Annotated in this window: 15 protein-coding genes; 8 read left to right on the top strand and 7 right to left on the bottom strand. The window is 72.9% G+C overall.

Annotated elements, in window-relative coordinates; genetic code table 11:
* The first annotated feature begins 63 nt into the window (after positions 1–63).
* The 6 genes from gap (at position 64) to ACQPYX_RS18225 (ending at position 5,302) form a co-directional block, all read left to right on the top strand.
* On the top strand, positions 64–1,080 hold the full coding sequence (gene gap / locus ACQPYX_RS18250) for a type I glyceraldehyde-3-phosphate dehydrogenase (RefSeq protein WP_433798720.1): 1,017 nt from the start codon (positions 64–66) through the stop codon (positions 1,078–1,080).
* On the top strand, positions 1,080–2,288 hold the full coding sequence (locus ACQPYX_RS18245) for a phosphoglycerate kinase (protein WP_433798719.1): 1,209 nt from the start codon (positions 1,080–1,082) through the stop codon (positions 2,286–2,288). Before gap ends, ACQPYX_RS18245 begins: the two co-directional genes overlap by 1 nt.
* 1 nt (position 2,289) lies before the next feature.
* Complete coding sequence (gene tpiA / locus ACQPYX_RS18240; protein WP_433798718.1) at positions 2,290–3,072, top strand: triose-phosphate isomerase; 783 nt, start codon at positions 2,290–2,292, stop codon at positions 3,070–3,072.
* Positions 3,073–3,355: 283 nt separating this feature from the next.
* Positions 3,356–3,592: a preprotein translocase subunit SecG gene (gene secG, locus ACQPYX_RS18235; RefSeq protein WP_018333624.1), complete on the top strand. Its 237-nt coding sequence runs from the start codon at positions 3,356–3,358 to the stop codon at positions 3,590–3,592.
* Between the two features lie 47 nt (positions 3,593–3,639).
* Positions 3,640–3,984 (top strand): RNA polymerase-binding protein RbpA, encoded by a 345-nt coding sequence (locus tag ACQPYX_RS18230; protein WP_285589953.1) that lies wholly within the window; start codon positions 3,640–3,642, stop codon positions 3,982–3,984.
* Positions 3,985–4,015: 31 nt separating this feature from the next.
* A complete protein-coding gene (locus tag ACQPYX_RS18225; RefSeq protein ID WP_433798717.1) occupies positions 4,016–5,302 on the top strand; it encodes a TrpB-like pyridoxal phosphate-dependent enzyme in 1,287 nt (428 codons plus the stop codon).
* A gap of 36 nt (positions 5,303–5,338) precedes the next feature.
* Here the strand turns inward: ACQPYX_RS18225 and ACQPYX_RS18220 are convergent, their stop codons facing one another.
* The gene (locus tag ACQPYX_RS18220; protein WP_433798716.1) at positions 5,339–5,842 is read right to left on the bottom strand and encodes an Lrp/AsnC family transcriptional regulator; all 504 of its coding nucleotides are present in this window, start codon (positions 5,840–5,842) and stop codon (positions 5,339–5,341) included.
* Between the two features lie 65 nt (positions 5,843–5,907).
* Complete coding sequence (locus ACQPYX_RS18215; RefSeq protein ID WP_433798715.1) at positions 5,908–7,383, bottom strand: PLP-dependent aminotransferase family protein; 1,476 nt, start codon at positions 7,381–7,383, stop codon at positions 5,908–5,910.
* Positions 7,384–7,499: 116 nt separating this feature from the next.
* Between ACQPYX_RS18215 and ACQPYX_RS18210 the strand changes: the two genes are divergently transcribed.
* Together ACQPYX_RS18210 and ACQPYX_RS18205 are read left to right on the top strand one after the other, a co-directional pair.
* On the top strand, positions 7,500–7,805 hold the full coding sequence (locus tag ACQPYX_RS18210; RefSeq protein WP_433798714.1) for a hypothetical protein: 306 nt from the start codon (positions 7,500–7,502) through the stop codon (positions 7,803–7,805).
* 139 nt (positions 7,806–7,944) lie between these two features.
* The gene (locus ACQPYX_RS18205; protein WP_433798713.1) at positions 7,945–8,709 is read left to right on the top strand and encodes a hypothetical protein; all 765 of its coding nucleotides are present in this window, start codon (positions 7,945–7,947) and stop codon (positions 8,707–8,709) included.
* A 74-nt stretch (positions 8,710–8,783) separates the two neighbouring features.
* Here the strand turns inward: ACQPYX_RS18205 and pgl are convergent, their stop codons facing one another.
* The 5 genes from pgl to tal are packed head-to-tail and all read right to left on the bottom strand — an operon-like array spanning position 8,784 to position 14,797.
* Positions 8,784–9,563 carry a 6-phosphogluconolactonase gene (pgl, locus tag ACQPYX_RS18200; RefSeq protein ID WP_433798712.1) on the bottom strand — a complete coding sequence of 260 codons (780 nt, stop codon included), beginning with the start codon at positions 9,561–9,563 and terminating at the stop codon, positions 8,784–8,786.
* Positions 9,560–10,504: a glucose-6-phosphate dehydrogenase assembly protein OpcA gene (gene opcA / locus ACQPYX_RS18195; RefSeq protein ID WP_433798711.1), complete on the bottom strand. Its 945-nt coding sequence runs from the start codon at positions 10,502–10,504 to the stop codon at positions 9,560–9,562. The genes pgl and opcA overlap by 4 nt, the downstream gene beginning before the upstream one ends.
* The gene (zwf, locus tag ACQPYX_RS18190) at positions 10,501–12,036 is read right to left on the bottom strand and encodes a glucose-6-phosphate dehydrogenase (protein ID WP_433798710.1); all 1,536 of its coding nucleotides are present in this window, start codon (positions 12,034–12,036) and stop codon (positions 10,501–10,503) included. The genes opcA and zwf overlap by 4 nt, the downstream gene beginning before the upstream one ends.
* Entirely contained in the window at positions 12,033–13,679 is a 1,647-nt protein-coding gene (locus ACQPYX_RS18185) for a glucose-6-phosphate isomerase (RefSeq protein WP_433798709.1), read from the bottom strand. The genes zwf and ACQPYX_RS18185 overlap by 4 nt, the downstream gene beginning before the upstream one ends.
* Positions 13,676–14,797 carry a transaldolase gene (gene tal, locus ACQPYX_RS18180; RefSeq protein ID WP_433798708.1) on the bottom strand — a complete coding sequence of 374 codons (1,122 nt, stop codon included), beginning with the start codon at positions 14,795–14,797 and terminating at the stop codon, positions 13,676–13,678. Before tal ends, ACQPYX_RS18185 begins: the two co-directional genes overlap by 4 nt.
* Positions 14,798–14,820: the final 23 nt, after the last annotated feature.

The following is a 14,820-nucleotide window of genomic DNA, read 5'->3' as shown; positions in this document are numbered from 1 at the left end:
GGGCCGGTCGCTTCGTTAGGGTCGGCCCTGCCAGCACGGACACCCGAAGAGACAGGACTGCGCGTGACCATCAAGATCGGCATCAACGGCTTCGGCCGGATCGGACGCAACGTCTTCCGCGCGCTCGAGGTCCAGCGCGCCGCCGGTACTGCCGACATCGAGGTGCTGGCGGTCAACGACATCACCGACAACAAGACGCTCGCGCACCTGTTGAAGTACGACTCGGTGCACGGTCGCTTCGACGGCACGGTCGAGTACAACGACTCCGCGCTGATCGTCAACGGCACCGAGGTCAAGGCGTTCGCCGAGCGCGACCCGGCCGACCTGCCGTGGGGCGACCTGGGCGTCGACATCGTCATCGAGTCCTCGGGCATCTTCACCGACGCCGACTCGGCCGGGAAGCACCTCAAGGCCGGCGCCAAGAAGGTCGTCATCTCCGCCCCGGCCAAGGGTGAGGACCTGACGGTCGTCATGGGCATCAACGACAAGGCGTACGACGGCTCGCAGAACATCCTGTCCAACGCCTCCTGCACCACCAACTGCGTGGCGCCGATGGCGAAGGTCCTGCACGACGCGTTCGGCCTGCAGACCGGCTTCATGACGACGGTGCACGCCTACACCGGCGACCAGCGCGTCCACGACGCCCCGCACAAGGACCTGCGCCGCGCCCGCGCCGCCGCGGTCAACATCATCCCGACGACGACGGGCGCGGCCCAGGCGACCGCGCTCGCGCTGCCCGAGCTCGAGGGCAAGCTCAACGGTGTCGCGATGCGCGTCCCGGTGCCGGACGGCTCGGTGACCGACCTGACCGCGACGCTCGACCGCGAGGTCACCGCCGAGGAGGTCAACGAGGCCTTCAAGCAGGCGGCCGAGGGTGAGCTCAAGGGCGTGCTGGTCTACACCGAGGACCCGATCGTCTCCACCGACATCGTCGGCACCCCGGCGTCGTGCACGTTCGACTCCGGCATGACGAAGGTCCTGGGCGGCAACACCGTCAAGATCATCGGCTGGTACGACAACGAGTGGGGCTACTCGAACCGCGTCGTGGACCTCACCACGCTCGTCGGCTCCAAGCTCTGATGCGCACGGTTGACGACCTGATCGCCGAGGGCGTGCAGGACCGCTACGTCCTCCTGCGTGCGGACTTCAACGTCCCGCTCGACGGCTACTCGATCACCGACGACGGCCGCATCCGGGCGGCCCTGCCGACGATCACGAAGCTGGTCGGCGCGGGCGCGAAGCTGCTGGTCATGGCGCACCTGGGCCGGATCAAGGATCCGGAGCCGCTGGGCCGCGACAAGCGCTCGAGCCTCGCCCCCGTGGCCGGGCGGCTCGGTCAGCTGCTCGACCAGCGGGTGTCGCTGGCCGAGGACGTCGTCGGGCAGTCCGCCCGGGACGTCGCGGGCGCCCTGACCGCGGGCGGCGTGGCCATGCTCGCCAACGTGCGGTGCGAGCCGCGCGAGACCGGCTCGGCCTCCGAGCGGGACGCGCTCGCCACCGAGCTCGCCGAGCTGGTGCCCGGTGGGGCGTTCGTGTCCGACGGGTTCGGCGTGGTGCACCGCGAGCAGGCCTCGGTGTACGAGATCGCCCGGAAGCTCCCGGCCTACGGCGGCGACCTCGTCGCCCGCGAGACCGAGGTGCTGCGCCGCCTCACCGGCGACCCGGCGCGGCCGTACGTGGTGATCCTCGGCGGCTCCAAGGTCTCCGACAAGCTCGCGGTGCTGACCAACCTGCTGCCGACGGTCGACACGCTGCTCGTCGGCGGCGCGATGTGCTTCACCTTCCTCGCGGCCGAGGGGCACGACGTGGGCGGCTCGAAGCTCGAGTCCGACCAGATCGACACCTGCAAGGACCTGCTGTCGCGCTACGCCGACACGCTCGTCCTGCCGGTCGACGTGGTCGTCGCCGACGCCTTCGCGGCGGACGCGAACACCCGCACGGTGCCGGTGAACGAGATCCCCGAGGGCTGGATGGGGCTCGACGTCGGGCCGGAGACGGTCCGGCTGTTCGGCGAGAAGCTCACCGACGCGGCCACCGTGTTCTGGAACGGGCCGATGGGCGTGTTCGAGATGGAGCCGTTCGCGGCCGGCACGACCGGCGTCGCGGAGGCGGTCGCCGACTCGCCGTCGTTCTCGGTGATCGGCGGCGGCGACTCCGCGTCGGCGATCCGGGCCGCCGGGCTCGACGAGGAGCGCTTCGGGCACATCTCCACCGGCGGCGGCGCCTCCCTGGAGTTCCTCGAGGGCCAGGCCCTGCCCGGGATCGCCGTGCTCGAGGAGGGCTCCTGACATGGCGCGCAGGCCGCTGATCGCCGGCAACTGGAAGATGAACCTGAACCACCTCGAGGCGATCGGGGTGGTGCAGAAGCTCTACTTCGGGCTGCCGACGAAGTACTACGACCACGTCGACGTGGCCGTGTGCCCGCCGTTCACCGATCTGCGCAGCGTGCAGACGGTGATCGACGCGGACTCGATGCCGATCACCTACGGCGCGCAGGACTGCTCGCCCGAGGAGTCCGGCGCGTTCACCGGGGACGTCTCCGCGGCGATGCTCGCGAAGCTGGGCTGCACGTACGTGGTGCTCGGGCACTCCGAGCGCCGCACGATCCACGGTGAGGACGACGCGCTGGTCGCCCGCAAGGTGACGAAGGCCCTCGAGCACGGGCTCACGCCGATCCTCTGCCTCGGCGAGGGGGAGGACGTCCGCGAGGCCGGCGACCACGTCGCGCACTGCACCGCGCAGCTCGACGGGTCGACGAAGGGCCTCTCGTCCGAGCAGGTCGGGCGCCTCGTCGTCGCCTACGAGCCGGTGTGGGCGATCGGCACCGGGAAGACCGCCACCACGCAGGACGCCCAGGAGGTCTGCCGGGCGCTGCGCGAGCGGCTGCGCGAGGTGCACGGCCCGGCGGTGGCCGACGCCGTGCGCATCCTCTACGGCGGGTCGGTCAAGTCCGGCAACGTCAAGGAGCTCGTGGCGCAGGCCGACGTCGACGGCGCGCTCGTCGGCGGGGCCTCCCTCGACCCGGAGGGCTTCGCCGAGCTGTGCGCCCTGGCGGCGGGCGGCCCGCTGTAGCGCTCCCACCCGTCCCGGATCGCGTGAGGGGAACCCTCACGATGTCTGCACGGGCGGATGTTCCCCTCACGGCGTCGCCGGGGCCGACCCGCCGACCGTGAGGGGAGGATCCGTCCGCACCAGCATCGTCGGGGTTCCCCTCACGCGTTTCCGGCCCGCGACGCCGTCGTTGGGGAAGGAGTGACCCCGGACCCTCCGGTCGGAGGGGCCGGGTAGTGTGACGCACGAACCTCCGCCCCGCACGACGGGGCGGGAGAACGACCTGGAGGTCACGGAGCCCGCGATGCGACTGTTCCTGGAGATCCTGCTCATCGTGTCCAGCGTGCTGCTGGTGCTGCTCGTGCTGCTGCACCGCGGCCGGGGCGGTGGTCTCTCGTCGCTCTTCGGCGGTGGCGTGCAGTCCAGCCTCGCCGGCTCCAGCGTGGTCGAGAAGAACCTCGACCGGCTCACCCTGTTCGTCGGCGCGATCTGGTTGATCGCGATCGTCGGGACGGGCCTGCTCATCAAGATCGAAGGCTGACCGACCCGGACCTCGCTGCCGGGTGACGATGCGGAGGTAACGCCGACATGGCCGCTGGCAACGCGATCCGGGGAACCCGGGTCGGTTCGGGTCCGATGGGGGAGTCCGAGCGCGGGGAGAGTGCGGCTCGCGTCGTCGTCTCGTTCTGGTGCTCGAACGGGCACGAGACCCGGCCGTCGTTCGCCCACGACGCCGAGCTGCCCGCCACGTGGGATTGCCCGCGCTGCGGCCTGCCCGCCAACACGGACATGAAGAACCCGCCGCCTGCGCGGCGCACCGAGCCGTACAAGACGCACCTCGCGTACGTGAAGGAGCGGCGCAGCGACGCCGACGGCGAGGCGCTCCTCGAGGAGGCGCTGGCCAAGCTCCGGGCCCGTCGCGGAGAGAACTGACGCACGCAACCAGTTCTGCCAAGGTGTCGGGGTGACCGCCTCCGAGATCACCGACACCCGTTTCTCGTTGAGCCAGGCCGAGATTCCCTCGGCCTGGTTCAACGTCGCCCCGCACCTCTCCAGCCCGCTGGACCCGCCGTTGCACCCCGCGACGCGCGAGCCGGTCGGCCCCGACGACCTCGCCCCGCTCTTCGCCGGCGAGCTCATCGGCCAGGAGATGTCGGCCGACCCGTGGATCGACATCCCGGGCGAGGTGCTGGACGTCCTGCGGCTGTGGCGGCCCACGCCGCTGATCCGGGCCCGTCGGCTCGAGGCGGCGCTGAAGACCCCGGCGCGCATCTACTTCAAGGACGAGTCGGTCTCGCCGGCCGGCTCGCACAAGCCCAACTCGGCGGTCCCGCAGGCGTTCTACAACGCCCGTGAGGGCATCAAGCGCCTCTCCACGGAGACCGGCGCGGGCCAGTGGGGCACGGCCCTGTCCTTCGCCTGCGCGCAGTACGACCTCGAGTGCGCGGTCTACATGGTGCGCAGGAGCTTCGAGCAGAAGCCCTACCGCAAGGTCATCATGGAGACCTGGGGCGGCTCGGTGGTCCCGTCCCCGATCGACGACCCGACGAACGCCGGCTCCCTCGGCTCCGCGATCTCCGACGCGGTGGCCGACGCCATGGGCCGCGACGACACCCACTACGCGCTCGGCTCGGTGCTCAACCACGTGCTGCTGCACCAGACCGTGATCGGCCTCGAGGCCCAGCAGCAGCTCGCGCTCGCCGGCGAGACCCGACCCGACGTCGTGATCGCGCCCTGCGGCGGCGGCTCGAACCTCGGCGGGCTCGCCCTGCCGTTCCTGCCCGACCCGTCGGTCCGGCTGCTCGCGGCCGAGCCCGCGTCGTGCCCCACGCTCACCCAGGGCACCTACGAGTACGACTTCGGCGACGTCCAGGGCCTTACGCCGATGATGAACATGTACACGCTCGGCCACGACTTCATGCCGCCCGGCATCCACGCCGGCGGCCTGCGCTACCACGGCGACTCGCCGATCATCTCCAAGCTCGTCCACGAGGGGCGGATGGAGGCGGTGGCGCACCGCCAGCGCGCGGTGTTCGAGGCCAACGTGCTGTTCGCCCGCGTCGAGGGCAAGCTGCCCGCGCCGGAGGCCGGCCACGGGATCGCCTCCGCGATCGCCGAGGCGAAGGACGCCGCGGAGAAGAACGAGGAGCGCGTCATCCTCTTCAACTACTGCGGCCACGGCCTGCTCGACCTGGCGGCCTACCAGGACTACCTCGCCGGCGACCTCGGCGAGGAGCCCGAGGACGCCTGACCGTTTCCGACGACGGGTGCCGGTCGGCACCCGTCGTCAGGCCGGGGGCGCCTCCAGGCCCACCGGGCGCGGCTCGACCAGCGAGGTCTTGATGACGGCCGTGACGGTGGAGCCGCGCTCGATCCAGAGTTCGAGCACCCGGTCGAGGTCGGCCACGTCGCGCACCTGGATGCGGACCAGCAGGCAGTCCTCGCCCGTGATCCGGTGCGCCTCGACCACCTCGGGCGTGCGGGCCACGATCTGTTCGAGCGCCTTGCCCTGGCCCAGCGCGGGACGGACCCGCACCCAGGCGCCGATGGGGTAGCCGACCGCGGCGGGGTCCACGTCGAGCCGGTAGCCGCGGATCACCCCGGCCCGCTCGAGGCGCTGCACCCGCTCGGTGACGGCGGGCGCGGACATCCCGACGACGCGCGCGAGGGCGCTCATCGACCGCCGCGGGTCCTCGGCGAGGGCCCGCAGGATGGCGCGGTTGACGTCGTCCAGGAGGCCCTTGTCGTTCTCCAGGTGGAAGCGGCCCCGCGGTTCGAGGGTTGAAGTCACCCGGCCACTATGTCCGTGGATCGCCCATGTCGTCCAGCCCTTCGACCTCGCAGGATGGAGGCATGTCAGACGACGGTGGTGAGCGCGGCGGCCGGGGCGGAGCCCAGCGAGGCCCACGCGGCGGCGAGCCGCTCCACCGCGTCGTCGAGCACGTCGACCCGATGGGTGTACGGCACGCGCAGGAAGCTCTCGAAGGCGCCGCCGATGCCGAACCGCGGTCCGGCCGCGAGGTGCAGCCCCTGCCGCGCCGCCGCATCGACGAGCGCACTGGAACGGGCGGCGCCGAGGTCGATCCAGGTGGAGAGCCCGCCCGTCGGGCTGGGCACCGTCCACTCCGGGACGGCGCGCCGCAGGGCGGCGACCAGGTGGTCCCGCTGCGCGACGGTCGCCGCCCGACGCTCGGGCAGCAGGTCGTCGAGGCGCGCCAGCAGCGCGGTCGCGACGAGCTGCTCGAGGACCGGCGAGGCGATGTCATCGGAGGCCCGGCTGGTGGCGATGCGCCGCAGGACCGCGCGCGGGCCGCGCATCCAGCCCATCCGCAGGCCGCCCCACACGGTCTTGCTCATCGAGCCGATGGTCAGGACGGGGGCCTCGCCGCCGGCCGTGGCCCAGGCGCCGAGCGGGGGCGGGACCGGCTCGTCGAGCCACATCTCGCGCAGGCAGTCGTCGACCACCAGCGGCACCCCGTGGCGGCGGGCCGCCGCGACGACCGCGCCGCGGGTGTCGGCGTCCATCACCGCTCCGGTGGGGTTGTGGTGGTCGGGCACCAGGTAGGCGAGCGCGGGGGAGGACTCGCGCAGGCCGGCGGCGAAGGCGGCGACGTCCCACCGGGTTCGCCCGTGGTGGTCGCGGTCGAGGGCCATCGGCACGGGTCGTGCGGACGCGTGGCGCACGAGGTCGACCGCTCCCGGGTAGGTGGGCTGCTCGATGAGCACCCGGTCGCCGGGACGCACGAGGGCCCGGACGGCGAGGGCGTGCGCGTGCTGCGCGCCCGCGGTGACCATGACCTCGTCGGGCGCCGTCGGCAGTCCCTGCGCGGTCAGCCGGTCGGCGAGGGCGGCCCGCAGCAGCGGGGTGCCGAGCAGCTCGTAGCCGGGCCCGACGAGGTGGGTCGGCAGCGCGGCCAGCGCCTCGGCTCCCGCCGCGGCCATCGCCTCGATGGGCGCCGCGGGCGCCGCGTGCGCCAGGTCGATCACGCCGCTGGGCAGGTCGGGCGCCACGGCGAAGGCTCCGCTGGGCGCGAACGGCGCGACGGAGGTGGTCGGGGTGCCGGCCGGCAGGGCCGTCCAGGTGCCCGAGCCGCGCCGCCGGAGCAGGTGCCCGCTCTCGCGCAGCTGCTCGTAGGCCGCGGCGACCGTGCCCCGCCCGATCCCGAGCGCGAGCGCCAGCTCCCGCTCGCTCGGCACGCGGGTCCCGACGGCGAGCCGCCCGTCGCCCAGGAGCGTGCGGATCCGGCCCGCGAGCGCGGCGTAGCCCACCGGCCCGTCGGCGAACTCGCCGAGCTGACGGACGAGCGCGAGACCCCCGAGATGCTGTTCCACCGGTCACCTGCCACTTCTGCCAATCAGCCTGCCACTGCGGCCACAATGGACCTGGCAGGACTGCCACCTGGCAGCCACTCTAGTACCAGCACCCGCTGACGACGAAGGAAGTCATCATGTTCGAACTGCTCACCGTCGTGGTCGTCCTCGCCCTCGTCGCCGCCCTCGTGGCCCGCTACGGCGCGGACACCCGCACGAACGACGGCGCCGACCACCGGGACCCCGGCCTGCCCCGGGGACCGCAGTACGGCCACACCCCGGTCTCGGACCTGCGTCTGGTCGCCGCCTTCGCCCGCCGGGTGGCCGCGCAGCGGCAGGCGTGGGCCGCCTACGACCGCTCGCTGCGGCCGTGGGAGACGCAGCGCAGCGGAGCTCGACCCCTCGGGTGGGAGACGCAGCGCAGCGCGCGCCCGGTGGCCTGACCCCTCTGAACGAACGGCACTCTCGCGCACATAGATGCTGCGAGAGTGCCGTTCGTTCGTCATGAGGGTCCCCGAACAGAGCAGTGCGACTCGTCGCTGCTCCCGATAATCTCACGCTCAGTCACCACGAGGGGGCGCGATGCGCGGACGTCTGGTCGGGTCGAGTGTCTACGTCGGGCTCTGCGGCGTCCTCACGCTCGCGGGGATCGTGGTCGCCGTCGTCATGGCATCGGACCCCGACGCGCCCCTGTTCGTCGGGCTGGGCCTCGGCCTCGGGGCGATGTGCGCACTGTGCGGCCTCCTGGGGGTCCCCTCCCTGTGGTCCGCGCTGGAGTGGCAGCGTCTCGCCCGCGAGTGGCAGGCCGATCCGCGCGCCGCGCGGCCGACCAGTACCTGGGAGGTCGTCGTCCGCGGGACGCGCGCCGGGGAGCCGGACGAGGTCCTGCGCGACGGCCTGCCGGTCCTGCGCGTCGCCCGCGCGGGGAACGTGGACCACGGGGCCTGCCGCCTGGAGGCGGGGGACCGGTCGCTGCGCCTCCGCCCGGACCGCCACGACCTCACCGTCCTCGACGGGGACGTGCCGGTCGGCTCGGTCGAGCAGCGCGGTGGACTGCTCGGCGCCTACCTGGTCCTGCGGGTCGGGGACGCGGCCCTGCTGCCGACCGGCGTCATGCAGCGCCCGGTCTGGGGCGCCGTGGACCGCACCGGCGCCGACCGCACGCTGCTGTTCGGCCCCCTGCCCGCCCACGACGGGGACGGCAGGACGACCGCCCTCACCGCCGAACTGCCGGATGACGGCGACCCCGCCGCCTGGGCGGCCCTGCTGTGGTTCCTCGTGTGGCGGCGCGCGGACTACATCGCCACGAACCAGCGGATCGGGGAGTCGGCCGGCTCGTTCGCCTGACACACCGACCGAGCGAACGGCACCCTCGCGCATATAGATGCTGCGAGAGTGCCGTTCGCTCGTCCGGGGAAAGCCTAGATCTTCGAGGCGGCCGCCTCGTCGAGCAGCCACAGCGTCCGCTCGGTGCCGGCGAGCCCGGCGAGCGGGAGCTCCACCTCGGTCGCCCCGTGGGCGGCCGCGGCCAGCGCCTCGGCCTTGCCGTCGCCGGTCGCCACCAACCACACCTCGCGGGCGGACCGGGCGGCGGCCAGCGTGAGCGAGATGCGCGTCGGCGGGGGCTTCGGGCAGTCGCGGACAGCCACCACCCCGGGAGCCGCGGCGTGCACCGCGGGGGAGTCGGGGAACACCGACAGGGTGTGTCCCTCCGGCCCGCAGCCGGCGAGCAGCACGTCGAACGCCGGGATGCCGGGCACACCCTCACCGAGCCGGGCGGCCGCCTCGGTGAGGACCTGCGCGTAGGCCTGCGCGCCCTGGTCGGGGTCGGCCGAGTCCTCGGACTCCAGCGCCGACGGGCCGGGGGTCGACGAGGCCATCGGGTGCACCCGGGCCGGGTCGAGGGGCAGCCGGTCGAGCAGGGCCGCACGGGCCTGGGCGTCGTTGCGGTCCTCGGAGCCCGCCGGGACGAAGCGTTCGTCGCCCCAGAAGATCTCGACCTGCGACCAGTCGACGGAGTCGACGTCCGGCGACGCCGCCACCGCCTCGAGCATCGCGATCCCGATGCCGCCGCCGGTGAGCACCACCGAGGCGACGCCCCGGGCGGACTGGGCGGCGGCGAGGGCGGCGAGCAGCCGCGCCGCGCCGTCCGTCGCCACCGACGCGTCGTCGGGAAGGGTGACGACCTCGCGCCCGCTCATGCCTGCACCGTGCCCTTCGCCTCGGACTCGACGCGCGAGATGGCCTCGAGCGCCTCGTGGAAGATCTCGTCCGGGTCGAGCCGGCGGAGCTCCTCGGCCAGGCAGTCGCGCGCGGTCCGGCGGGGGAGCGCGACGCGACGGACCGGCTGACCGGGCTGCGTGAGCCGGGCGGTCTTGGAGTCCTGGCGCGTGAGCTCGACCGTCCCCGACGCCCGCTCGAGCCGGACCGCCCCGAGGTGACCCCCCGGGACGTCGACCACGCGACGGGTCACCGGGACGTCGAGCCGCGAGGACAGCCACCCGGCCAGCAGGTCCGCCGAGGCGGACTCCCGCAGCCCGTCGACCTCGGCGCTCGTGACCTCGTCGTAGGGCGGCTCGTCCAGCGCGGAGGTGATCAGCGCCCGCCAGCCGGTGATCCGGCTCCAGGCGAGGTCGGTGTCGCCCGGCCGGTAGTTCGCGCCGAGCCGGAGCAGCGTCTCCGCCGGCGACGTCGTCGTCGAGACGTCGGTGATCCGTCGTCCGGCCACCGCGCCGACCGGGTCCTCCGACGGTGCGGCCGGGGGTTGACCCGGCCACCAGGTGACGATGGGCGCGTCCGGCAGCAGCAGCGGGACGATGATCGACCCGCCGTGCTCGGCCAGCGGCCCGTACATGCGCAGCACGATGACCTCGCTGGCGCCCGCGTCCCCGCCGATGCGGATCTGGGCGTCGAGCCGGGTGGCCGCCTCCCGCTGCCCACGCGCCAGCACGAGCACCCGGCAGGGGTGTTCGCGGGACGCGTCGTTCGCGGCCTGGATGGCCTGCTCGGCCTCCGGACCGTCCACGGTGGAGATCACGAGCGTCAGCACTCGCCCGAGGGCGACCGCGCCCGCGGACTCGCGCAGCTGCACCATCTTGCGGTTGACCGCCGACGTGTCGGTCGACGGGAGATCGACGATCACGGTCTCCTCCAGACCCGGCCGGTGCGCGAGAGCAGCTCGTCGGCCGACGGCGGACCCCAGGTGCCCGCGGCGTAGTGGTCCGGGGAGCCCTCGCGGTGCCACTTGGTGATCACCGGGTCGAGGATCCGCCAGGACAGCTCGACCTCGGTGTTGGTCGGGAACAGCGACGGCTCGCCGAGCAGGACGTCGAGCAGCAGCCGCTCGTAGGCCTCGGGGGAGGCCTCGGTGAACGCGGTGCCGTAGCCGAAGTCCATCGTGACGTCGCGGACCTCCATGCCCGACCCCGGGACCTTCGAGCCGAACCGCAGCGTGACGCCCTCGTCGGGCTGGACACGCACCACCAGGGCGTTCTGCCCCAGCTCCTCGGTCATCGTCTGGTCGAAGGGCAGGTGCGGCGCCCGCTTGAACACGACGGCGATCTCGGTGACCCGCCGGCCGAGCCGCTTGCCGGTGCGCAGGTAGAACGGCACGCCGGCCCACCGGCGGGTGTTCACCGCGCAGGTGATCGCCGCATAGGTCTCGGTGACCGAGTCGGGCGGGAAGCCCTCCTCCTGCTGCAGGCCCTTCACCTCGGTGGAGCCCTGCCACCCGCCCGCGTACTGGCCGCGGGCGGTCGTCTCCTCCAACGGCTCCGCGAGCGTCGTCGCGGAGAGGACCTTGATCTTCTCCTCGCGCAGGTCGTCGGGGGAGAACGACAGCGGCTCCTCCATCGCGGTGAGGGCGAGGAGCTGCAGGAGGTGGTTCTGGATGACGTCGCGGGCCGCGCCGATGCCGTCGTAGTAGCCGGCCCGACCGCCCACCCCGATGTCCTCGGCCATCGTGATCTGCACGTGGTCGACGTGGTGGGCGTTCCAGATCGGCTCGAAGAGCTCGTTCGCGAAGCGCAGCGCGAGCAGGTTCTGCACCGTCTCCTTGCCGAGGTAGTGGTCGATGCGGAACACCGACTCCTCGGGGAAGACGTCGTTGACGATCGCGTTCAGCTCGCGGGCGGACGCCAGGTCGTGCCCGAACGGCTTCTCGATGACGACCCGCCGCCACGCGTCCTCGGTCGAGTCCGCCAGGCCGGCCCGGGAGAGCTGCTTGCACACCGTGGGGAAGGCGTCCGGCGGGATCGACAGGTAGAACGCGTGGTTGCCGTTCGTCCCGCGCTCGGTGTCGAGCGCGGCGACGGTGTCGGCGAGCCGGTCGAAGGCGGCGTCGTCGTCGAAGGTGCCCTGCACGAAGCGCAGGCCCTCGGCGAGCCGGTCCCACACCTCGGACCGGAACGGCGTCCGCGAGTGCTGGCGCACGGCGTCGTAGACGATCTCGGCGAAGTCCTCGTGCGACCAGTCGCGTCGCGCGAAGCCGACCAGCGCGAAACCGGGCGGCAGCAGCCCCCGGTTCGCGAGGTCGTAGATGGCTGGCATCAGCTTCTTGCGCGCGAGGTCGCCGGTGATGCCGAACAGCACGAGGCCGCTCGGCCCGGCGATGCGCGGGAGGCGCTTGTCCCGGTCGTCGCGCAGCGGGTTGCGCCACGAGGCGGGGGCAGTCACCGCCCGACCTCCCCCACGGCGTTGGTCAGCGCGACGAGGCCCGCGGCGCGGTCGGCCAGGTGCAGACGGAGCACGGGACGACCGTGCTGGGAGATCACCTGGGCGTCGCCGGCCGCCTGCGCGTGCTGCAGCTCGCCGAAGGTGAACGGCTGGTCCGGGATCGCGAGGTCGTCGGCGACCGACCCCGTGATCTGCAGGAACACGCCGTTCTGGTGACCACCCTTGTGGTACTGGCCGGTGGAGTGCAGGAAGCGCGGCCCCCACCCGAAGGTGGTCTGGAGCCCGGTCTGCTTCGCGATCTCCGCGCGCAGCACCTCGGCGGAGGCGTCGTCGAGCCGGTCGAGGTAGGCCTGGACCGCGACGTACCCGCCGTCGGGAGCCTGGTCGATCAGCTGCTGCACGGCCTCGACGAGGGTCGCGGGGGAGCGCAGCCACTCGCCGCGCACCTCGACCGCGCCCTCGACGAGCACGGGCGCCTCGTCGGTGCCCGTGGTGGCGTCCCCACCGAGGAGGTCGCGCGTGGCCTGCTTGGCCGACTCGACGTCGGGCTGGTCGAACGGGTTGATCCCGATCAGGCGACCCGCCAGGGCCACGGCGGTCTCCCAGAGCAGGAACTGCGCCCCGAGCGACCCCTCGGTCGCGATCTGGGCGTTCCCGACGGCGGGACCGATCGTCACCGTGGTCGCGTCGGCGCCGTGGTCGGCGAAACCCGGGGCGTCCGGCGACTCGACGACGACGGGGAGCAGCCCGAGGCCCTGCTTGCCGGTGGACTCGGCGATGAGCTGCTCGGCCCAGTCGCCGAACCCGACCAGGCCGGAGCCCGAGTCGGCCAGCACGACCTTCTCCGCGCCCGCGTTGTGCGCGGCCGCGAGGGCAGCGCCCAGCTGGATCGCCGGGTTGTCGGCCGAGTCGCGCTGCAGCTCCGGGGCCGCCGCGGCGGCCTCGTCGAGCAGGCCTCCCACGTCGACGCCCGCGAGCGCGCTCGGCACCAGGCCGAACGCGGTGAGGGCCGAGTAGCGCCCACCGACGTTCGGGTCGGCCTCGACCGTCGTCCGGTAGCCCTGCTCGGCGGCGAGGTCGCCCAACTTCGTACCCGGGTCGGTCACCACGACCATGCGGCTGGCCGCGTCGATCCCGTTGGCGGCGAACTGCTCGGCGAACACCCGGCGCTGGCTGTCGGTCTCGACGGTGCCGCCGGACTTCGAGCTGACCACCAGGACGGTGCGCGAGAGGTCACCGGCCAGCGCGTCGCGCACCTGGCCCGGGTCGGTCGTGTCGAGCACCGTGATCGGGTGCCGGCCACCGACCGCCGACCCCGAGCGGGTGTGGCAGATGACCTCGGGCGCCAGCGACGAGCCGCCCATGCCGGCGAGGACGACGCGGTCGACGCCCTCGGCGTGCAGGTCGCCGCGGAGTGCGGTCAGACGCTCGGTCAGCGGCTTCGAGGACTCGTAGAGCGTCACCCAGGACAGCCGCTTCGAGGCCTCGCCCTGCGCCTCGGGACCCCACAGGGTGTCGTCCTGGCGGGCCAGCTTCGAGGCGACCTCGTCCGTGACCAGCTTCTCGACGAGGGCCGACGCGGCCTTCGCGAGCTGCGGGTCGACCAGCGAGACGGTCAGCGGGGCCTCGACGGGGGCGCTCACGACTGCTCCGGGCTGCGCCGCGTGAGCTGCTCGGAGATGGTCTCGAGGAGCTCCGTCCAGGCCTTCTCGAACTTGTCCACGCCCTCGTCCTCGAGCACCTGGTAGACGTCGTCGACGTCGATGCCGACGTCCGAGAGCGCGGCGAACACCTCACCCGCGGCGTCGGCGGTGCCGGAGACGGCGTCGCCGTGCAGCTCGCCGTGGTCGGCGAACGCGTCGAGGGTCGCCTCCGGCATCGTGTTCACGGTGTCCGGGGCCACCAGCTCGGTCACGTAGAGCGTGTCCGGGTAGGCCTTGTTCTTCACGCCCGTGGACGCCCAGAGCGGACGCTGGACGGTCGCACCGGCGCCCTTGAGGGTCGCCCAGCGCTCGGTGGAGAACGTGTCGAGGTAGGCCTGGTAGGCCAGCCGGGCGTTCGCCACGGCCGCCGTGCCGCGCAGGGCCAGGGCGGCGTCGGTGCCGATCGCCTCGAGCCGCTTGTCGACCTCGGTGTCCACGCGCGACACGAAGAACGACGCCACGGAGCCCATCACCGACAGGTCGTGGCCGTTGCTGCGCGCCTGCTCCATGCCGGCGAGGAAGGCGTCCATGACGGCCCGGTGGCGGTCGACCGAGAAGATCAGCGTGACGTTGACGCTGATGCCCTCGGCGAGCACGCGGGTGATCGCCGGCAGGCCCTCGGGGGTCGCCGGAATCTTGATCATCAGGTTCGGGCGGTCGACGGTCTTCCAGAGGTCGACGGCCTCGGCGACGGTCTTCTCGGTGTCGTGCGCGCTGCGCGGGTCGACCTCGAGCGAGACCCGACCGTCCTTGCCCGCGGTGTCGTTGTAGACGTTGCGGAAGATGTCGCAGGCGTGCCGGACGTCGTCGGTGGTGATCTCGCGGACGGCGTCCTCGACCGACGCCCCGCGCCGCGCGAGGTCGTCGAGCTGCTCGGCGTAGTGGTCCGCGTCGGCGAGCGCCGCCTGGAAGATCGACGGGTTCGACGTGACCCCGACGACGTGCTTCTGCTCGATGAGCTCGGCGAGGTTGCCGCTCATGATGCGCTGGCGGGACAGGTCGTCGAGCCAGATGGAGACACCGGCGGCCGAGAGGTCCGCCAGGGGAGTGGAGCTCATGATGTCCTCACTTCGCGTCGCTT

It is taken from the genome of Actinomycetospora sp. CA-084318 (assembly GCF_050955885.1).
GTDB lineage: Bacteria > Actinomycetota > Actinomycetes > Mycobacteriales > Pseudonocardiaceae > Actinomycetospora.
The sequence above is the reverse complement of the archived record's forward strand: the minus strand, read 5'-3'. Positions and strand labels throughout refer to the sequence as shown.

Excerpts from the sequence above, each read along its gene's own strand:
- ACQPYX_RS18245 (WP_433798719.1), top strand. The coding sequence starts at position 1,080 with ATGCGCACGGTTGACGACCTGATCGCCGAGGGCGTGCAGGACCGCTAC.
- tpiA (WP_433798718.1), top strand. The coding sequence starts at position 2,290 with ATGGCGCGCAGGCCGCTGATCGCCGGCAACTGGAAGATGAACCTGAAC.
- secG (WP_018333624.1), top strand. The coding sequence starts at position 3,356 with ATGCGACTGTTCCTGGAGATCCTGCTCATCGTGTCCAGCGTGCTGCTG.
- ACQPYX_RS18230 (WP_285589953.1), top strand. The coding sequence starts at position 3,640 with ATGGCCGCTGGCAACGCGATCCGGGGAACCCGGGTCGGTTCGGGTCCG.
- ACQPYX_RS18210 (WP_433798714.1), top strand. The coding sequence starts at position 7,500 with ATGTTCGAACTGCTCACCGTCGTGGTCGTCCTCGCCCTCGTCGCCGCC.
- ACQPYX_RS18205 (WP_433798713.1), top strand. The coding sequence starts at position 7,945 with ATGCGCGGACGTCTGGTCGGGTCGAGTGTCTACGTCGGGCTCTGCGGC.
- pgl (WP_433798712.1), bottom strand. The coding sequence starts at position 9,563 with ATGAGCGGGCGCGAGGTCGTCACCCTTCCCGACGACGCGTCGGTGGCG.
- tal (WP_433798708.1), bottom strand. The coding sequence starts at position 14,797 with ATGAGCTCCACTCCCCTGGCGGACCTCTCGGCCGCCGGTGTCTCCATC.